The 19,058-nt window shown below is 61.3% G+C and carries 16 protein-coding genes and 2 pseudogenes; 8 read left to right on the forward strand and 10 right to left on the reverse strand.

Annotated features, from left to right (window positions below; all coding sequences use genetic code 11):
• Positions 1-47: 47 nt before the first annotated feature.
• Genes EKN06_RS10035 through EKN06_RS10045 form a run of 3 tightly spaced genes read right to left on the reverse strand, consistent with a single transcriptional unit; the run spans position 48 to position 3,654 of the window.
• Positions 48-926, reverse strand: a complete 879-nt coding sequence (locus EKN06_RS10035) for an alpha/beta hydrolase (RefSeq protein ID WP_127612788.1) — start codon at positions 924-926, stop codon at positions 48-50.
• Between the two features lie 24 nt (positions 927-950).
• The gene (locus EKN06_RS10040) at positions 951-2,066 is read right to left on the reverse strand and encodes a DUF917 domain-containing protein (RefSeq protein WP_127612789.1); all 1,116 of its coding nucleotides are present in this window, start codon (positions 2,064-2,066) and stop codon (positions 951-953) included.
• Positions 2,056-3,654: a hydantoinase/oxoprolinase N-terminal domain-containing protein gene (locus EKN06_RS10045; RefSeq protein WP_127612790.1), complete on the reverse strand. Its 1,599-nt coding sequence runs from the start codon at positions 3,652-3,654 to the stop codon at positions 2,056-2,058. The genes EKN06_RS10040 and EKN06_RS10045 overlap by 11 nt, the downstream gene beginning before the upstream one ends.
• Positions 3,655-3,916: 262 nt before the next feature.
• On the opposite strand from EKN06_RS10045, the gene EKN06_RS10050 reads away from it, so the two are divergent.
• Positions 3,917-6,601 carry a helix-turn-helix transcriptional regulator gene (locus tag EKN06_RS10050; protein WP_164844034.1) on the forward strand — a complete coding sequence of 895 codons (2,685 nt, stop codon included), beginning with the start codon at positions 3,917-3,919 and terminating at the stop codon, positions 6,599-6,601.
• Between the two features lie 4 nt (positions 6,602-6,605).
• Here the strand turns inward: EKN06_RS10050 and EKN06_RS10055 are convergent, their stop codons facing one another.
• From EKN06_RS10055 to EKN06_RS10070, 4 genes are read right to left on the reverse strand one after another with little or no spacing between them, the layout of a single operon-like run.
• A complete protein-coding gene (locus EKN06_RS10055; RefSeq protein WP_338068090.1) occupies positions 6,606-7,934 on the reverse strand; it encodes an MFS transporter in 1,329 nt (442 codons plus the stop codon).
• A gap of 40 nt (positions 7,935-7,974) precedes the next feature.
• On the reverse strand, positions 7,975-8,712 hold the full coding sequence (locus EKN06_RS10060; RefSeq protein ID WP_127612792.1) for an IclR family transcriptional regulator: 738 nt from the start codon (positions 8,710-8,712) through the stop codon (positions 7,975-7,977).
• A 41-nt stretch (positions 8,713-8,753) separates the two neighbouring features.
• Complete coding sequence (locus EKN06_RS10065) at positions 8,754-9,518, reverse strand: SDR family NAD(P)-dependent oxidoreductase (protein ID WP_127612793.1); 765 nt, start codon at positions 9,516-9,518, stop codon at positions 8,754-8,756.
• An 11-nt stretch (positions 9,519-9,529) separates the two neighbouring features.
• On the reverse strand, positions 9,530-10,999 hold the full coding sequence (locus tag EKN06_RS10070; protein ID WP_127612794.1) for an aldehyde dehydrogenase: 1,470 nt from the start codon (positions 10,997-10,999) through the stop codon (positions 9,530-9,532).
• Positions 11,000-11,226: 227 nt separating this feature from the next.
• Between EKN06_RS10070 and EKN06_RS15955 the strand changes: the two are divergent.
• Positions 11,227-11,331: pseudogene (locus tag EKN06_RS15955) on the forward strand (IS6 family transposase); the annotation flags it as partial.
• 206 nt (positions 11,332-11,537) lie between these two features.
• Positions 11,538-13,190 carry a PQQ-dependent sugar dehydrogenase gene (locus tag EKN06_RS10080; protein WP_127612795.1) on the forward strand — a complete coding sequence of 551 codons (1,653 nt, stop codon included), beginning with the start codon at positions 11,538-11,540 and terminating at the stop codon, positions 13,188-13,190.
• A 259-nt stretch (positions 13,191-13,449) separates the two neighbouring features.
• Here EKN06_RS10080 and EKN06_RS10085 read toward each other — a convergent pair whose 3' ends face one another.
• Together EKN06_RS10085 and EKN06_RS10090 are read right to left on the reverse strand one after the other, a co-directional pair.
• The gene (locus tag EKN06_RS10085; RefSeq protein WP_127612796.1) at positions 13,450-14,166 is read right to left on the reverse strand and encodes an IS6 family transposase; all 717 of its coding nucleotides are present in this window, start codon (positions 14,164-14,166) and stop codon (positions 13,450-13,452) included.
• Positions 14,167-14,314: 148 nt separating this feature from the next.
• Positions 14,315-14,575, reverse strand: a pseudogene (locus tag EKN06_RS10090) (IS6 family transposase); the annotation flags it as partial.
• A gap of 163 nt (positions 14,576-14,738) precedes the next feature.
• Between EKN06_RS10090 and EKN06_RS10095 the strand changes: the two are divergent.
• The 5 genes from EKN06_RS10095 to EKN06_RS10115 all read left to right on the forward strand — a co-directional run bounded on the left by EKN06_RS10095 (position 14,739) and on the right by EKN06_RS10115 (position 18,025).
• Positions 14,739-15,251, forward strand: coding sequence for a nuclear transport factor 2 family protein (locus EKN06_RS10095; protein WP_127612797.1), 513 nt, complete (start codon positions 14,739-14,741; stop codon positions 15,249-15,251).
• A gap of 1 nt (position 15,252) precedes the next feature.
• Positions 15,253-15,651 (forward strand): SDR family NAD(P)-dependent oxidoreductase, encoded by a 399-nt coding sequence (locus EKN06_RS10100; RefSeq protein WP_164844035.1) that lies wholly within the window; start codon positions 15,253-15,255, stop codon positions 15,649-15,651.
• A gap of 84 nt (positions 15,652-15,735) precedes the next feature.
• Positions 15,736-16,155, forward strand: coding sequence for a GFA family protein (locus tag EKN06_RS10105; protein ID WP_127612799.1), 420 nt, complete (start codon positions 15,736-15,738; stop codon positions 16,153-16,155).
• Positions 16,156-16,359: 204 nt separating this feature from the next.
• Positions 16,360-17,061: an IS6 family transposase gene (locus tag EKN06_RS10110; protein ID WP_127612800.1), complete on the forward strand. Its 702-nt coding sequence runs from the start codon at positions 16,360-16,362 to the stop codon at positions 17,059-17,061.
• 406 nt (positions 17,062-17,467) lie between these two features.
• Positions 17,468-18,025, forward strand: a complete 558-nt coding sequence (locus EKN06_RS10115) for a Pycsar system effector family protein (RefSeq protein ID WP_127612801.1) — start codon at positions 17,468-17,470, stop codon at positions 18,023-18,025.
• Between the two features lie 13 nt (positions 18,026-18,038).
• Here the strand turns inward: EKN06_RS10115 and EKN06_RS10120 are convergent, their stop codons facing one another.
• Positions 18,039-18,950 (reverse strand): tetratricopeptide repeat protein, encoded by a 912-nt coding sequence (locus EKN06_RS10120; protein WP_205693873.1) that lies wholly within the window; start codon positions 18,948-18,950, stop codon positions 18,039-18,041.
• Between the last annotated feature and the right edge of the window lie 108 nt (positions 18,951-19,058).

The raw sequence follows: 19,058 nt of genomic DNA on the forward strand, positions 1-19,058 counted from the left end.
AGTGTCCGAGCCTAGACACGTCGGCAGTCCCCACCGACCGACGGACTCTATGGCGATTCCATCGCGATCCGCATGGTGGGCGTGATCGAACGACTGGGCACGGTCAGGTGCCGCTCATCCTCCAACACCTCGATGCGAGCGCGCATACCATACCCGGACAGCGGTCGCAGCCGCTCGACCAAGGCGACGCTGTCGTCGACCATGACCGGGTATTCTTCCTCGGCCCCGATCAGGACCAACAGACGGGAAATGCGCTCGACCCGCTTGCTTGCGAGCAGCCGATCGCGGAACACTCGCTCGTCGTTCAGGATCTGCTGATCGTCCCACCACAGCGCCGGGCTGGCGGCAATGGTAGCGTGGAACAGCCCGGGCTGCGTATAGAGAGCGTAAAGCGCGAACAGTCCTCCAAGCGAGTGGCCGTAGAGCGACTGGCGCGAGGCATCGATGCTGAAGCGTCGCGCCATTTCAGGCATCAGCGTATCCGTGATAAAACCAAGAAAGGCCTCGCGCCCGCCACTCCTGTAATCCCTGAACTTCGCGGCGAGCTCTGCCGAGCGGAACGGCGCGGTAAAGTCCTCCATCCGGCGAGGCGCATAGGGAGTGTCGACCGGATAGCCGATCCCGACAACGATCATCTTGTGATGATCGCCGAAATAGCCCGTGTGAATCCGCCTTGCCTCGGCGAAACCGGCGAACATCGCGTTGGCATCGAGCACGTAAAGCACCGGATACCCGCCCGGAGGTGCTTCACCGGTGGGGCGTGAAACGAAGATGCTGTACTGTATGCCGGCCTTCGATCGCAGGGTCAGCGTCTCTGTCTCGGGCATGACGTATCCGGAAGACGCGGCAGTTTCTTGCTGTGCCAGCGCAGGACCATTCGCGACTGCCAATGCCGCACCGGCCAGCGTCCAAGCAAGTCTTCGCATCACAACCCTCCGTAGGCCCACCCGTCAAACGACGGCGGCATTCTCCCAATTATTCAGGATTTCAACCGGCACATAGGTCTCGCTAAAGCCGAAAGCGGCGGGACCGACAAGGGTCAGGGCATGACTCTCGCGCAAACGTGCCGGAGCGGCCGCGGCCACAACCTTGACCCGTTGGCCAAACGCCAGACGCTCCGTGGTAATCGTATCGGCAGTCTCACGATCGAGGATCGAGATCAGGTCAGGCACCATCGCGCGCACGGTTCCATCCCTTTCGCGTGCGCAAAGATTTTCGTTCTGGAATTCGATCTCCAGCGTCCGATCGCCGGTCAAGGCCGAGACGATGACCCGCCCAACGGAAAAACCATCTCGCGTTTCTCGTTGCAGGTCCACGATCTTGCCGTCGATCAGCACGTCGCAAAAAGGATAAAGCCCGCTTTTCGCCAGCGCCCCCGCCAGCGCCGCAATGGGATCGGCTTTCTGCGCGCGAGCCTGGCGGATGGCAGCACCGGCGGCGATCGCGGCCGAAAAGCTGCCGGCAATGGCGTGGTCTTTGGCTTGCCGCCCCGTCAGTGGATATTCGACCATGTGGGCAATCCCCCCCATTTCGATCGAAATCGCGCGGGCGATCCGTTCGTGCTCAAGGTTATCGGGCGTGTCGATGACCCTGAGCGAACCGTCGGCCCCGGTGATGACCGACGGGCAGGCGCTGAGACCGCAAATGTTGAAAATCGCCATCTGAGATTCGGGAAAGGCTCGGCCCATGCCATCGGCGTCGGCGACAGGCAGGCCCAATTCGGCCGCTGCGATGAGATGGGCAAGTCCGTTGCCGCCACCGATCTCGATCGGCATGACTGCGCCGATCTTACGGCCCATAATTTCCTCCAGCTTGCGCAGGCCGTCGACCGCCTCGCGTCCGTTAGGCAGCTTCTCTACCGATACGGTTGGCGCACCGATCCAACCACACGGGACGACCAGCGCATCGTCGTCGAGGTCGGCCAGCGGCAGCAGGGGAATGGGGCCAAGGCGCTCGATCGCGGCCTTGGCCAGCAGCGTTCCGTAATAGGGATCGCCCCCGCCGCCGGAACCAAGGAACGCCGCGCCGCAGGCCAGATCATCGATCTGATGCACATCAATCAGCATTGCCGAGGGCAACCTTCTCTTTGTCTTTGCTTTGTACGAGGGCAAGGTCGCCGACGGCGCGGATGCGCACTTGTGCCGACCGGCCAGGCAGGTAGCTCAGAAACACCTCGTCGATATCGACGATCCGCGCGCTGGCCACGTCGCCGCCGTTCGACACCACTTGTCCGATGGCGATGCCACTCAGCCGAGCGAGCGCCTCATCGCGGGATTCGACATCGTAGTCGACGACCTGTTCGACATGCCCGCCGATCTGCGCGATGGCGGCACCGACCGCGTTGGCGACCGCGGCATTCGCCGGCCGGAGCACGCGCGCCACTCCGGGGATATTCTCCCCTACCAGAAATTCGCCGCCGCCGACTGCGATCACGTCGCAATCGGTCGCCGTCGTCTTCATCCGGTCAACCCCTTCGGCCACCATCGCTTCTATCCGGGCCCATGCCGCATCGCGCATCGCTTCGGGCAATGGCAGGATGCGCGAGGGATCGCCAAAGCCGACCCGCCCGCAAAGCGCGGCGATGTCGCTTGCGGTAAGTGTCTTGCCGCCGAAAAGCTGCCCTTCCTCGACAATGCGATAGCCGACGGAATCCGGCCCGATCCGCACCCCGCTTTCGGCCGCCGGATCGAAATGTACGCGCGACCCTCCGCCCAGGCCGACAGCCAGGATGTCGGGCATGCGGAAGTTCGTCCGCACCCCACCGACATCGACCGAGATGGAGGATTCACGAGGAAAGCCGCCGACGAGCACGCCGATGTCGCAGGTGGTGCCACCCACATCGACGACGATCGCATCCTTCGCGCCGGTGAGATATGCAGCCCCGCGCATCGAGTTGGTCGGCCCCGAAGCCATCGTCACCACCGGATAGCGGCGGGCACGATCAGCCGGAATCAAGGTGCCATCGTTTTGCGAGATAAACAGCGGCGCGGTCAGGCCGAGTTGATCTATCGCGCGTTCGAACGAAGCCACCACTGTCGCGGCCAGCGACATGAGCGCGGCATTCAGAATTACCCCGTTCTCGCGTTCGACCAAGCCAAGTCGGCCGATCTCGTGAGACAAGCTGATGCGCGCCTCGTGATGCTCCTCGGCCACGATCGCTGCCGCGCGAAGCTCCATCGCCGGATCGATAGGCGAGAATGCGCTGCTGATCGCAATTGAACGGATCCCGTCGTCCCTCAGTTCGCGCGCGGCCACGCGGATGCGATGTTCGTCGATCGGTGCGATCTCGCGGCCATCGACTTCAAAGCCGCCGGGCAGCATGTAATATCGCCCCCCGATCCGTTCGATCAGGTCGCGCGGCCATGCCGTCATCGGCGGCAGCGCATCTCCAGATGGGCTTGCCAGCCGCAATACCCCGACACGATCGAGCCGGTCACGCTCGACAAGTGCATTGGTGAATTGAGTGGTCCCGATCATGACCCACAGGATTTCTTCCGGGAGGACGGCGGCGTCGGCCAGCACCCGTTCGATCGCGGCGGAAACCCCCGAACTAACGTCGGCGGTGGTCGCACCCTTGGTTGTTGCGATAACCCTGTCGCCGTCGATCAAGACGGCGTCGGTATTTGTCCCACCGACGTCAACACCAATGCGCACGCAAAATTACCCGATGTCATCGCCCCCTCGGCGACTGGCCCGCTGATTAGACGATGGTGCGCGACGGCGGGCAACGCCCGAAAACGGGTGCACGGGGTAGCGAACGGGTAATCCGTGATCTTGCAGCCCACACCACCGCGCAGCGAGGTTGCGTGGCACCGGGCCTCGCCGTAATCTCCGTATTTCAGCAATCGCTTCGCAACGGACGGGCTGCCACGTAATGAATTCAATCATTGCCGCCAAACTGGAACCGCCACGATGGATGGGCGACCAAATACGGCGCGATGGCCTGTTGCAGCGGCTTGACGGGGCCATGAACCACCGCCTCACGCTGATCCACGCCCCGGCTGGCTATGGCAAGACCAGCCTCCTTGCGCAGTGGCGGGCACGGATGGAACAGGGCGGGCAAAAAGTCACATGGCTGACGCTTGAGCGCGACGATTGCGATCTTAAACAGATGGTCCGTTACCTGCTGGCCGCAATCGCACCTGTCGGCGGACAGACCGGCGCGCGCAAGCAGGGAACGGCCAGCGACATGCCACCCCGCGCCGCCCTGTCGGCGATCGTCAACTGGCTGGCACAAGACGGCAAACCCTCAATTGTCATTCTCGACGATCTGCACCGCGCCACAAATCGCGATGTCTGCGAATATCTGCAGTCGCTGATCCGCCTTGCACCGCCCCATGCTCATTTCGTAGTCGCGTCGCGCGATTACCCGTGGCTAGGGCAGACCATGCTCGCAGCGGAAAACCAGCTGCTCGAGCTTGGCGCGCAGGACCTGCGTTTCTCGCTAGACGAAGCCAAGGTTCTGCTGGGCCGGAACGGTCATACTCCCGAAGGGCATGATCTCGAGGCAATCCTCAGCCGCACCGAGGGCTGGGCGATGGCCTTGCAGCTCGCGTCGCTGATGATGGGCAGCGACCGCCGAGCGGTCGAGCAATTTCGCGGCTCGCGCGCCGATCTTGCGCGATATCTTTCCGAACAAGTGCTCATGGCCCTGCCCGACGAATGGCGGGACATCGTGTTGCGCACCGCGTTGGTCGAACGGCTGACCGGCGATGTCGTCGACCTCTTGTGCCAGCGTCGTGACGGGTGGATCGTGCTCGAACAGCTTGAGCAGCAGGGCATCTTTTTGACGGCGATCGACGCCGACCGGCGCGCATATCGCTACCATCAGCTTTTCGCGGAATACCTCCGCGATCGTTTTGAGCGCATGGCCCCTGACACATGCGCCGACCTTCATGGCCAATTGGCGAGATGGTTCGCGGACAAGGATGATACGGTCGAAGCGGTCGACCATGCGATCAAATCCGGACAATACGAGCTTCTTGGCGACATCGTCGATAGGGCTGGAGGCTGGCGGATGATTCCGCTGGGCGCCCAAGGCCTGCTGGAACGGGCAATCCTCGCGATGCCGCGGGCCGTCATCGAAGCACGCCCGACGATCGCGCTGGCAGAAGTCTACCTGCTCATGAAAAAGGGCGATTTGGGAACAGCGCGCAAGGCGTTTGACAAGGTCGTCGCCGCGGCAGCACCTGCGCTTGCCAATGCCGAGGTCATGACCGAAATCCGTGTCGTCGGCGATACGCTCTCGGACTATGCGAACGAGCCGGTGACGTTTGACGACTTGCTCGAACGAGAGGCGCTGCTGCGCAAGCTTCCGGCGGACGACCACCTCGTCATCGCCAATATCAGCGAAACACTGGGTGCGAAGTTCTTCGAGGGTGGCTGGCTGGAACGCGCCTTGCAGCCGATCCTGTCCGCCGGAGAGCACTATCATGCGATTGGCGCTCTTTACAGCGAGGTGTTTACGCGGTTCCTGGAGGCGCGCATCAAGCGTGCGCAGGGAAGGCAACGCGAGGCGGCGATCATTCTGGAAAACGCCGCCGCCGATATCGCGGGGAACTTCGGCAACCGATCCGACCTTGCCGCAAATTGCGCCGCCTTTCGCGCAGAGTTGTTGTACGAGGAAGATCGCGTCACCGAAGCGCAGGATCTCCTCGGCTGGTCACTCGATCATATGGAACGGTCGGATGCCTGGGTCGACGTCTATGCGGCTGCCTATGTGACAATGGCGCACATCCTGTCTGGCCATGGGCGATATGACGAGGCTCGCGACGTGATGGAGCGCGCCCGGCGTGTCGCTGCGAGACGCGGGCTCGACCAGTTGTCGATGCTGATCGATATCTGCGAATTTGACCTCAACCTCGTGCATGGCGGCTCGTTGGACGAGATCGTGGTGACCGCCGAATGCATCGGTCTCGATCGGCTGGCCGATTGGATGTGCGAACAGTCTCCACGATATCGGCCGGTTGCGATCGCCGCCATGCTTGCCCGGATCAGGTTGCGCCTGCTGACCTCGCAATTCGATGCCGCGGCAGTGGACATCGAAACGATGCGCCGCTGGGCACGCGAGCGCGGTGCCGGGAGGCTGCTGGTCGATGTCGATCTGCTCTCAGCCTATTGCCTCCACCGAACCGGTTGCTTCGAGGAGAGCCGCGATGCGTTCAGTGAAGCCGTGGGCATCGCTATGTTTCAGGACCTGCGCCGTCCGTTCGTCGACTTGCGCACCTTTGTGCAACCCTGCCTCGATGACCTGATCAAGCGGGAGCCCCAGATGGATCGCACCCGCGCGCAATTCGTGAAGATGATCATCCGCTCGGTCGCAAACAGTCGCAACACGGTCACGATGCAGGGCATATTCAGCGAGGCCGAGGCCGAGGTGCTGAATTATCTGAGCCAAGGCCATTCGAACAAGGAAATCGCCCGGTTGATCGGGATGTCACCCGACACCGTGAAATACCGCCTCAAGGCCGTGTTCAAGAAGCTGGGGGTGAGCAAGCGCCGCGACGCGGTTCGCATGTCCGCCGAGCGCGGCTTTCTGAACGGGGTAGCGGGCCTGCCTGCAACTACCGACAGGATGCGCGAAGCGGACCTGCTCGACTGACGCCTCAGCCCGGTGCGGTTGGAGGTGCGGCGCGCAAAGCGCGCGGCAGAAGCACCAGCATCGTCGCCGCGACAAGCCCGCCCGCCCCCATGACAAGCGCAACCGTCAGCAGCCCCGCCCCGCTGGCAAACAGTCCCCCGGCGATGACCGGGCCGACTGCCGATCCGCCCCGTCCTACGCCGATCACAAAGCCGATACCGCTGCCGCGCAAGTTCGCCGGAAAGGTCTGAGCCAGGATCGGATAAAGGCCGACGACACCCGCGTTGATGAAAAAGGCGGCGACTGCCACAGAGATCGAGATCGTCGCGATCGTCTCGAGGCCAGTGCCGAAAACTGCGATCGCTGCTGACCCTGCAACCATGGCGGCAATGACGAGCGGCCGAACGGTGAAACGTTGTGACGCCAGGCCGATCAGCACTGCCGCCGCCAGATTACCGACGTTGGCGGCCACCAGCACGCGCCCCGCGTCGGCATCGGCAAATCCCATGTCAGCCACGATCTTGGGCACCCACTTCATCACGAAATAGAACAGCATGATCTGGGCGAAATAGGCGATGGTCAGCAACACCGTGACGGCGGCGAAGCGCTTTGAAAAAAGAGTAAGGATGGACTGGCCCACATCGCCTGCACCAAGCTCGGGAAGATGCGACAGGTGTTCGTGGCCCAACTTGCCGAGCGTGCGATTTATCCTTGCAAGTGCCCCCGCCGGACGTCGCGCAGCAAGCGACTGGACGGATTCGGGAACGAAGACTGCCGCCAACGGCAACATCACCAAGGTCGCGATCCCGCCGAAGACGAAGACGCTGCGCCATTCGCCGCTGCTTTCCAGCAAATAGGATGCGACCAGTCCGCCGAAAATCGCGCCTGTCGAATAGCCGGCGATATTCAGCGATACGTTGAGGCCGCGGCGCCGCGCGTTCGAGTATTCGGCGACCATCGCACTGGTCGCGGAGAGCATTCCGCCAATGCCGAGTCCGGTAAACAACCGCGTGGCCGAAAGCATCGTCACCGACGTTGCCAGAGCCGATGCCAACATCCCGACAGCCATGACCGCGAGACAGAGGAGGATTGTCGGACGTCGGCCGATGCGGTCGGCAACGTTCCCGAGCAAGACCGAGCCAGCAGCCATGCCGATCAATTCCATGGATAGGACCACCCCGAGAACGGCCGGGTCGATGCTCCATTCGCGGGCGATGCCGGGCGCGGCAAAGCTGATGGCAAGGACATCGAAGCCATCGAGCGCATTGAGCGCGATACAGATGACGACAACAAGGATCTGACGCCAATGCATGGGCGTCTGGTCCAGCGTTTTACTCGGATCGGCGAGGCTCACAGTATACCCTCCGTACGGGTGGTGCCTGTGGCCCACCCTTCTATTCTTGCAGATGATCCAGCATTGCGATCTGCTTCGCGATGATCGCCGCGATCGCGGAGCGGCGATCGAGGCAACGCGAGACCGGGCCGACCACCACCGCCGACAGCCGTTGCCCGCGATAAGGCAGCGGCAGCGACACGCCGGCAAGGTCGGGCGTATATTCGGCATTGCTTTGGTGGAACCCGCGTTCCTTCCCGGCCGCGAGTTCGGCTTCCACCGCCTCGGCGCTGTCCGGTGTCGTCGGCGAAAAAGTCTCGAACGTCAGGCGCCGGTAAAGGCGCTGCCGCTCGTCGCGTGACATCTGGGCCATCAAAGCCCGCCCGGCGGAACTGGCGTAGATCGGGACCTGTGATCCGATCGATGTCGTGTAGCGAACCGGTTGAGAAGATTCCTGCACATCGAGAAAGATTGCCTGGTCGCCCGCCATTGCCGCGATAAGCGAGGTTTCTCCGGTTTCGCGGACGAGCGTGCGCACGAACGCATGCAATTCGTTTGGCACCGGGTCGGAACGGGTAACCCGCTCGGCCAGATCGAGCCACCGCGGGCTGGGATAGTATCCACCACGAGGGCGCGGTTCGTAGAGATAGCCTTTCGCCGCCATAGTGCCGACCAGCTTGAAAGTGCTCGAACGCGGCCAACCGAGTTCTTCGGCAATTTCGGCCGCGGTAGCGGGCGACAGCCGCCGGGCAAAGTATTCGAGGATTTCGAGCGTGTTTTCGGCGCGACGAACCGTCATCGTCTTTCCTACCATCCGCGCGGTTCGGACGCCCGCGCATCTTAGCGAGCGGTAAACCCGCCATCGACAGGCAACGCAACCCCCGTCACAAAACTTGCCTCATTCGATGAAAGCCAGATCACCGCATCGGCGACTTCGCCGGCCTGGACGAGCCGGCCCATCGGCACGGCGGCCATCAACTTCGCCTCGTTCGCGGCGGCCTCGGCAGGGTCGCCGCTACGTCCGGTAAATCCAACCTTCATCGGAGTATCCGCAAGTCCGGGGCAAACCACATTGACGCGGATATTGTCCGGCGCCAGCGCCAGCGCCAGCGACTTGGTGAGGCCAACCACCGCCCATTTGGCGGCCGAGTAGATCGGGCTCATCATCGAGCCGACAAGGCCTGACACGGACGATGTGAATACGATCGAGCCGCCGCCTCGCGCCCGCATGTGCCTTATCACCTGCCCCGCACCGATCGTGGCGGACGTGACGTTGAGGTCGATCGCCTTGCGATAGGCCGCGATGTCCAGGTCTTCTACCGATGCGGGTCCGGGCATTCCGGCATGGGCCCACAAGATGTCCGCTCCACCCAAGGCGGCGACCGCCGATTCGATGCTGTCGCGCGCGTCGTCTTCGCGCGACAGGTCGGCGCGGATCGGGAATACCGTGTCGACACCGAACGTATCGACGAGTGCGGAAAGCGCCGCCATGTCGATGTCGATCGCCGCGACGCGGGCGCCTTCACGTACGAAGCGCTCGACCCCTGCACGCCCCATGCCCGAAGCCGCCGCGGTGACAATTGCCAGTTTGCCTTCCAGACGCATAGCCTGTCTCCTCAATTGGCGAAGGGGTCGGCAAACGTGCCGGTGGTGGAAATGACGGTGGTGCGGGTTTCAAGATAGGAATCGAGCGCCTCGATCCCGTTTTCGCGGCCCCAACCGCTCTGCTTGACGCCGCCATAGGGGGTCGACCAGCGAATGTAGCGAAAGGTGTTGACCCAGACCATGCCGGCATCAATCCGGTTGGCGACGCGATGTGCGCGTCCGACATCCCCGGTCCACAGGCCAGCGGTCAGTCCATAACGGGTGCCGTTGGCGATCGCGATCGCCTCCTCTTCCCCGTCGAACGGTATGATCGCCGCAACCGGGCCAAAGATCTCCTCCTGCTCGATCCGCATGCCGGGTGCCACGTCGGCAAAGACCGTCGGTTCGACGAAATAGCCGTTTTCCATGCCCGAAGGCGCGAGACGCGATCCGCCCGCGATGAGGTTAGCGCCCGCTGCCTTGCCCAGTTCGATGTAGTCCAAGGTCTTGGCCAATTGCTCGGCGTGTGCCTGCGGCCCCATGTGCGTGGCCGGGTCGAGCGGATTGCCGACCCTGACGCGACCGGCCCGCTCGCGGAAAGCTTCGACGACACGGTCGTAGATCGGAGATTCGACGAGCACGCGCGAACCCAGCGCACAGCTTTGGCCGCACAGGGCCCAGGCCGATCCAGTGGCAGCGTTTACCGCCTGCTCGACGTCGGCATCGGCAAAGATGATATGCGGTGCCTTGCCGCCCAATTCGAAGCTGAACCGCTTGAGCGTATCCGCCCCGGTCTTGAGGATTGTCTTGGCAGTCGCGCCCTCGCCCGTGAAGGCGATCTTGTCGACATCGGCGTGCGCCACGAGATGCGCGCCAGCCGTCGCCCCGTCGCCGGGCACGATGTTGACAACGCCCGCGGGAAATCCCGCTTCCTGAAAGATTTCGCCTAGCGCCAATGAAGAAGCCGGCGTTTGTTCAGCGGGCTTGAGCACGACGGTACAGCCGGCGGCCAACGCTGGGCCGAGCTTCCACGTCGCCGCCATTAGCGGTACATTCCAAGGTGTTATCGTGCCGACTACGCCAACCGGCACGCGCGAGGTGAAGGCATGGACGCTGTCGTCCATCGGGATAGTTCGACCCGATAGCTTGTCGGCCAGTGATGCGAACCATTGCCAATATTGAGGATGCAAACCGATGTCGCCGCGCGATTCTCGAATGGCACGACCGTTGTCACGCGATTCGATTTGAGCAAGCGCTTCGACCCGCGTCGCATAGAGGTCAGCAAACTTGCGAAGCAAGGCCGCACGTTCCCACGGAGCCATCTTCCTCCATGGCCCGGCAAAAGCCTCGCGCGCCGCAGCCACCGCTCGATCGACGTCTGCCCGACCGCCATAGGCGACATCCCCCCATGGCCGACCAGTCGACGGATCCGTCGATGGCCGCAGGCCTCCATCGATAGGCTTTACCCATTCACCGCCGATGTAAAGCCTATCGAACTGCACGCGACTGCCCCCAAATTGTCTTACATATGAGATAATTTATTTCTACATGGAGATTATGTCAATCTCTCCGTTCGGCAGTAGGTTAATGTCGGGGTGCTGACGTCTAACGCTAAACGGTCTCCACCTGCGGCGCTTCGCCGCCTAGTGGATCCGGCATGAATCCCATTTCGTTTAAACGACAGCGCTGTCCGCTGGATGTGATCCGGCTTGGTGTTTGACTCTGCTATCGCTTCGCACTCAGCCTGCGGGACGTCGAGGATCTGCTCGCCGAACGGGGGATCGATCTCTGTTACGAGACGGTCCCGTGCTGGGCGAACAAGTTCGGGCCCCTCTTTATCTGCCTGCCTCCCACAATTCCCCATGTCGTCGTGCAAGGAATGCAATAAGCGGTTGCCAGAGAACCGAAATGCCGCTCATTTATCAAGCAGGCGCCACCCGGCCGGAGAGAGACGGTGGAGGGTCATGCCGCGATCATCCTGCATACAGGGTGGCGTGAGTACCGTTCAATAAGGCAGCCATAACAATTTGGGATGATGGGATGAAGCAAGGCAGTACACCGCGCGTACGTTATCTGACACTGGCGCTGGCGGGCGCGACCGCGGCGATCGGCGTCAGCGGCTTGCTGACCGCATCGCAGGGCGAAGCGAAGGTGCAGGCTCCGGCGGGCGAAACTCGTTTTTGGGTCGAGGAGGTCGCTGTCGATCTCGACCGCCCGTGGGAAATGACGTGGCTACCCAATGGCGACATGCTGCTTACCGAAAGGCCCGGCCGCCTTCGCATCGTTCGGAACGGCAAGCTCTTGCCCGATGCCGTGACCGGCACGCCCGAAGTGCTTTCGACCAGCATGTTCGACGGTCTGCTCGACGTAAAGGCCGATCCCGATTTTGCCAGCAACGGCATGCTCTACCTCACCTTCATGACCGGCGACGACAACGCGCGCGTCGGCCACATCATGAAGGCGCATTATGCCAACGGCGCGCTGACCGATCAGAAGGTGATCTTTACCACTGCGGTTCCGGCCCCGGCGGGTGGGCCGAACATCATGCGCATCCTCTTCCTGCCCGACAAGACGATGTTAGTCGGCATGGGTTCAGGCGGACAGGGCAGCCGCGGCATGGTCCAGCGGCTCGACAACCATGCCGGCAAGATCATCCACCTGAACCGCGACGGCAGCGCCGTGGCCGACGGGCCGATGGCCAAGACCGAAAGTGCACTGCCCGAAATATGGGCGATGGGTTTTCGCAACCCAACCGGCATAGCGCGCACCACCGACGGTGAAATCTGGGCCATCGACGTCGGGCCCAAGGGCGGCGACGAGCTGAACCTTGTGAAGCCGGGCGGCAATTATGGCTGGCCGCAGGTGACTTGGGGTTTCGATTATTCCGGGCGCGCTATGTCGGAACAGCAGGACGGCGGCGATTACGTCGATCCGGTCGCGAACTGGGCCCCCTCGCGCGCGCCGTCCGGCCTCATCCAGTATACCGGCGACCGTTTTCCCGAATGGAAGGGCGACCTGTTCACCGGCGAACTGATGGGCCACGTCATCCGCCGGATCCGGGTGAAAGGCGGCAAGGTCGTGCTGGAAGAAGCGCTGATCGGCGACTTTAACGAACGCATCCGCACGGTTGCACAAGGGCCGGACGGTTACATCTATGCACTGACGGATTCGTCGAGCGGGCGGCTTCTGCGCCTGCGCCCCGGCGAGCCGACCGCATCGGAAAAGGCAAAGGTCGCCAAGCCATCCTCCGCTCCGACCGATGCCGGCATGTTCGGCGACTTCGCCAACCGCGGCGTGTATCAGGAAAAGTTCTCGCAGATCATGAACAACTTCAAGTACGACGAAACGCGTGCGAAAAAGCTGTTCGGCCAAAACTGCGCGGCCTGCCACAACGCGGGTACGTTCAAGAGCGGAGAGATGGGACCCGATCTCAATACCGTCTATTTCCGCAAGTCTGGCACTCTGCCCGGCTACAACTACTCGGCAGCGATGGCCGATCCGAAGACTCAGGTGACGTGGGACGGCTTCAGCCTGCAGGCCTTCATCGCCAATCCGCAGTCCTATTACCCGGGAACGAAGATGGCGGTCCCGCCTATCAACGACTTTGAGGTAGTGCTACAACTCGACGCCTATCTGAAGTCGCTGAGCCAACCCGAAACAGTCACCGGAACCGGTGCGCAGGTCGGGCACTGAGCGAACGTCAGAGACAAGCCTGAAGGCTCACCCATCGGCGCGGGACACGAACCTGTTCCGCGCCCGCTCCCCTTAGTCGGTGGTGTCCGTCCGACGCTAAACCTTCTCCACTTGGCGCAGATAGGACCATGTGTCGACGCGCTCATGCTGCAAGATTTTGCCACTTGGCGAGAGCAGCCGAGCGGCGAGTCTTGTGGTGGTGTCAGTCCAATGCGAACTCGTCTCCACCGGGCGCAAGGAAGCCCAGACGATTACGCCCTCATGCCGCAAGATTCTGCCACTCGGCCAAGGCGGCCGAGCGACGGGTCTTGTAAGTCTGGCGATCGACGAGGTGGCGTTCCTGGTTAAAGTGATTGTGAATGGAAGCGTGAACCGACGCGAATTTCTGTAGCGACTTCATTTGCCTGAATCTCAGCATCGCTCGCTCTCGTCGCCGGAACGGGAGGTGCGAATTCTCGGCGCGATTGTTCAACCATCTTCCCATCTCGCGACAGTCCTGGTTGCCGAGTTCCTTCATGGCGGCAGGGTAGGATTTCAGGCCATCCGTGACAATTGTTTCAGCCTTGCCATGACGCTTCAGAGCTTTCTTCAAGAACGCCAGCGCCGCGGATTTGTCCCGTTTCTTGGTGACATAGCTTTCGAGCACTTCGCCCTCGTGATCAACGGCACGCCACATGTAGTGCCGCTCGCCATTGATCTTCACAAAGACCTCATCCAGATGCCACCACCATTGGCGGAAGCCCTTCATTCTACTGACACGCTGCCGGCGAATATCAGCCGCAAACATCGGACCGAACCGATTCCACCAGAGCCGCACCGTTTCATGGCAGATGTCGATCCCGTATTTAAACAGCAGATCCTCGACGTTGCGTAAGCTCAACGGGTACCGGACATACAGCATCACCGCCATGCGGATCACTTCAGGCGATGAGTTGAAATACCGGAATGGGCTGGCTGGTTTGCGGGGTCTAGGCATGGACCCGTATTACCCTCGCCCGATCACTTTTCCATCAGGTACGTTTGCTTTGACAGTGCCAACCTCTGTCATGGACGCCTCCTTCTCTTAGGTGATCGATGAACACCTACCTTGGCACATAGATGCCGTCGGGGGGCGTCCACCCCATCATCTCATCGAGGTTCCAACGCCAATGCCGGAAACCGCGCATTCGGCTGACGCGCCGTCGCCGAATTTCTGCGGCGAACATTGGCCCGAACCGATTCCACCACAGCCAAACCGTCTCGTGGCAAAGGTCGTAACCGCGCTCGAAAAGGAGGTCCTCGACGTTGCGCAGCGACAGCGGATATCGCACGTACAGCATCACGACCATGCGGATGATATCTGTTGACGAATGGAAGTATCGGAATGGATTATCGGCCTTGCTCATACGGCCGGATTACAAGCCCTGCCCCTGCTCGACCATCCTTTTGACACTGCCCCTTTGACACCACCTTTGTCGCAGGTGAAATGGGCCCAAACAAAACTAAGGTGCCCTTTAGATTTGAGACGCAGCGGAGCAGCAAACTTCGCGCAGGGATGAGGGGACCGAGATGGAAGATCTACGTGCCGATCTGCAGGCCATGTTCGACAGGCAAGCAATCTACGAAGTGCTGACGCGCTACTGCCGGGGCGTTGATCGTTGTGATGTGGAGCTGCTTCGCTCCGTCTATCACGAGGATGCGACGGACGATCACGGCATGTTCAAGGGGCTGGGTCACGACTTTGCAGTCTGGATTGTCGCCTGGGAACGTCAGAATCTGCGGATGGGCCAGCATCTCATCGGCAATTTTCGCTGCGAACTCGCCGGTGATGTCGCGCATACCGAAACCTATTGCATCTCGTTCAGCGAGGATAAGGAGGGCCGCAATGCGACCGTTTACAACCGTTACATCGATCGGTTTGAACGCCGTCACGACGAATGGAAAATTGCAGATCGCGTTGTCGTCATCGATATGACGCGCGTAGACGAACCGGGAGCGCCATTCGGTGACGTGCCAGGGTGGGATTTCACGTTCGGAGCGCGTGACCAAAGCGACAGGTCCTATGGACAAAAAGGGAACTGAGATGGACAACGAATTTGCCGGGAAGTCGGTCATCGTTACTGGCGCTGCGCGAGGACAGGGGCGCGAAATGGCGTTGCAATTCGCGGCTCGCGGGGCGAGCGTGGCCGTATGCGACCTCGGGAAGGATCGTCTGGCGACCGTGGACTATGAAATGTCGGGAGGCAGCCTTCTCGACGAGACGGCTGCTACGTTGCGTGAGTACGGCAATAAAGTGCTCGCCCGCGCCTGCGACGTGCGCGATCAGCAAGCCGTCGATGCTTTCGTCGAAGCCACGGTGGCCGAGTTCGGCGGACTCGACATCGTGGTGAACAATGCCGGGATTTTGAGCGGGAACCGTCCCGTTCATGAAATGTCCGACGAACAGTTTACGACGATGATCGACATAGCATTGTCACGTTAACTGACCATGCCCGAGTGATAGCGCAGGGTTACTCGCGCGCACAAAACCAAAGTTGTACTGTCGCCGCCGATAAGGGGAGATGCCATGAATAACTCGAACGTGCGAAGGGAAGGCGGCTGCTTATGTGGCAGCGTGCGGTATTCTGTCCCCTTCGAACCGCTCGCGACGGTGGTCTGCCATTGCCGCAATTGCCAGAAGCAGGCAGGAAGCGCGCTTTCCGTTGTCGCCGTCTTTCCGAGGGACGAACTGGCACTCGACGGCGTCCTGACCGTGTATGAGGACAAGGGCACCAGCGGGCAGAGAGTGTTCCGTCGATTCTGTGGGACCTGTGGTTCGCCGGTCCTCACCGACACGGAAAGAGCGCGTGAGCAGGGAGTGATCTTCGTGAAGGCGGGAACATTTGACGACATCTCGACGCTCCGCCCCACGACGCATTACTGGGTGAAGAGGGCACACCCGTGGCTCACTCTGCCCGATAATGCCGATCTTCTGGAGCAGGAATAGTTTTGTCACTTCGCCTAGATGATTGATCATCTGAGTGCGGGACTTTTGTTGCTCTGTGCGATTGCCAAACCAATGCATAGCAACGTGTAGGTGCAGCCAGTCGGATGACATGTTCAACGACAGTCACCATGGTACGCTGATTCTGAGGTGAGCGCCGTCCACACCATCTCTACATGGCGGCCGATCACGGCTAGATCTGCGGGCATGAAGCTCATTTCCTACAAGCGTCACCGCTTCCCGCCTGATGTGATACGACTGGCGGTCTGGCTATATTTCCGCTTCACAACGAGTCTGCGCGACGTCGAAGACATGCTTGCCGAACGTGGGCATTCCGTGAGCTATGAAACGGTCCGCTGCTGGGCGAACAAGTTCGGTCCCGCCATTGCCGCCAACATCCGCCGCAAACGTGGCCGGGCAGATTGCGTGTGGCACCTGGACGAGATGATCGTCCGTATCAACGGCCAGCGGATGTACATGTGGCGGGCTGTCGACAAGGAGGGCGAGGTTCTCGATGTCCTCGTCCAGAAACGCCGGAACAAAACAGCGGCACTGAAATTGCTCAAGAAACTACTCAAGAACCAGGGCTTCGCCCCGGAAGCAATTGTCACCGACGGTCTGCGATCCTACCCTGCGGCCTTGCGCGAGTTGGGCGCCCTCGCCCGACACCAGCCTGGTCGATTGCAGGAAAACAATCGAGCGGAAAATTCACACCTACCCGTCCGAAGACGGGAGCGAAAAATGCAACGCTTCAAGTCTCAGGGTCAGGCCCAGCGGTTCGCATCCACCCACTCAGCAATCTACAATACCTTTGCCATCCAGCGTCACCTCGTCTCCCGAAACACAATGCGACTTTTCAGAGACCGCGCGTTTGCGGAGTGGAGTGCTGTGTCCGCTGCGGCGGCGTGAGATTTCGGGTTCGGGCTTTCGCTCGACCGGGCAAAGTTACCCTGACAAAACCGGCACATTTCGATGCCGTACGGGGGCCGTCCACTCCAACAAGGTCAGGTTCAACGCTTCGTTTCAACGCACAGCGCAATCTACAATTCGTTCAACACCCAGCGTCATCTCGTCTCGCGAAACACAATGGAAATTCCGATCCGCCGCCATGGCGGAATGGAATGCTGCGTCCGCTGCTGCAGCATGAATTTTCGGGCTCGGGCGCTCGCTCGCCCGGCAGTCAGTTAAGCTGACAATACCGGTCCGGCTGGCAATTCACCCGCCATCAGGCCATCCTTATGACAATGCCCTTTTGACACTCCCAGTGTGGCCGTGCAGATTGAACCACAGGGTCCCGTTCGCCAGAAAGAAGCTTATGGCAGAGCCTGCTGCATCGGATGTTACGCCTGAGAAAACTACCAACGAGCACTCGCCAAAATATTCAGCGCAGGCGGTGCATCTCGTCCGCACGGCAACTCAGTCCAATCTCACGCTCAGCCAGATGGCCGACCAGAAAGCCAGCATGCTGATGGGCGCGACGTTTCTGGTGTTCACCATCGCCGTCGGACAGGCCAGCCGGGGGCAATTTTCGGCAGCGCTTGTCGTGTTGGCTTTCTTCGCGCTTCTCTCCGCCGTTTTCGCCATCGTCGCCGTGGCGCCGAGCGTCAGGGCCTCCCGTCATAACGGCGGTGCAAGCAACCTGCTGTTCTTCGGTGTTTTCTCGCACATGAGCGAGGATGAATTCATCGCCACGGTCAAACATGAGCTGGTCGATGACGAACTGATCTACTCGGCGATGCTTCGCGACATCTACCAGAACGGTCAGGTTTTGCAGAAAAAGAAGTACCGCTTCGTGGGCTATGCCTATGTCACTTTTCTGGTCGGCTTGACCCTCACTTTCGCAATCTTCCTTTATGGCATGGTCTATTCCTGACTCGCCATTTGCCTCAGCGAATGCCGAGCCTTGCGGCCTCTGCACGAAGCTGCGGGGCCGCATCGGGCATGGCGGAAAGCCCATCGCGCAAGGCCACCGATGCCTTTTCCGCCTCGCCCAGTTGCCGCCAACTGCGCATTAGCATCAACCAGCCATCGAGATTGCCCGGATCTCCTTCCAGCCGCACTTGGAGCCGCGCCACCATATCGCGCGCCATTTTCTCCTGTTCGGTTGGCGGAATGACAGAAGCGGCCCGCAGGTCCGCCTGCGTCGGGCCGCGGGGTGCGGTCGCCATCGGGGCAGGCTGTCGGACGGTAGCCAGATTGTCCGCCACTTCGATATCGTTGATCTTGCCGACCTGCTCGATCGTGCGCCGAAGGTCTGGCTCCCACGGCGCATCGGGCGGCGTGTCGGCCAGCAGGGCCAGCCATTCGTCGATCGCCCCTTGATGATTGCCGGAAAGGTCGCGATCGACCGCCATGAAATAGCGCGAACGCGGGTCCTTGGGATCGATCGCCAAAGCGCGTTTGAAGTCGGCAACCGCCGCTGCGGGCATCGGATCCCGTTCGCTCGCCATGATCCGCGCTTCGCCCAGCGACGACCATGTCGCGGCATTTTTCGGATCGACCTCGGCCGCCTTGGCAAAGGCATCGCGCGCCTCCTCGTATCGACCACGCTCGAAAAGGGCCGTTCCCAGTGCGGACCATGTCGCTGCATCGTCAGGATCTTGCGACGCCTGCTGCTGAAGCGCCTCGATTGAACCGGGGGCCGCGCTGGCGGAAAGCTCCGTGGGCGACTCGTTCGATGGCCGCAATTGGCGCAGCACGATGACGGCAATCAGAAGCCCCGCGGCAAAGAGCAGAAAAAGCCGCGCAAGAAGCCTCGTCCTCGATTGGATTTCATATCCGTTCTGTGTCACGTTCACCTCTCGCCGGGGGAGCACTGCATCTGGCACGGACAAGACGGGCCTGTCGCGCGATCCTAGAGCCGGTATGGCTGTGTGGAAAGGCGGCTGGCACGGCGAAGGGGTGGA

Source organism: Croceicoccus ponticola (assembly GCF_004004515.1).
GTDB classification, from domain to species: domain Bacteria; phylum Pseudomonadota; class Alphaproteobacteria; order Sphingomonadales; family Sphingomonadaceae; genus Croceicoccus; species Croceicoccus ponticola.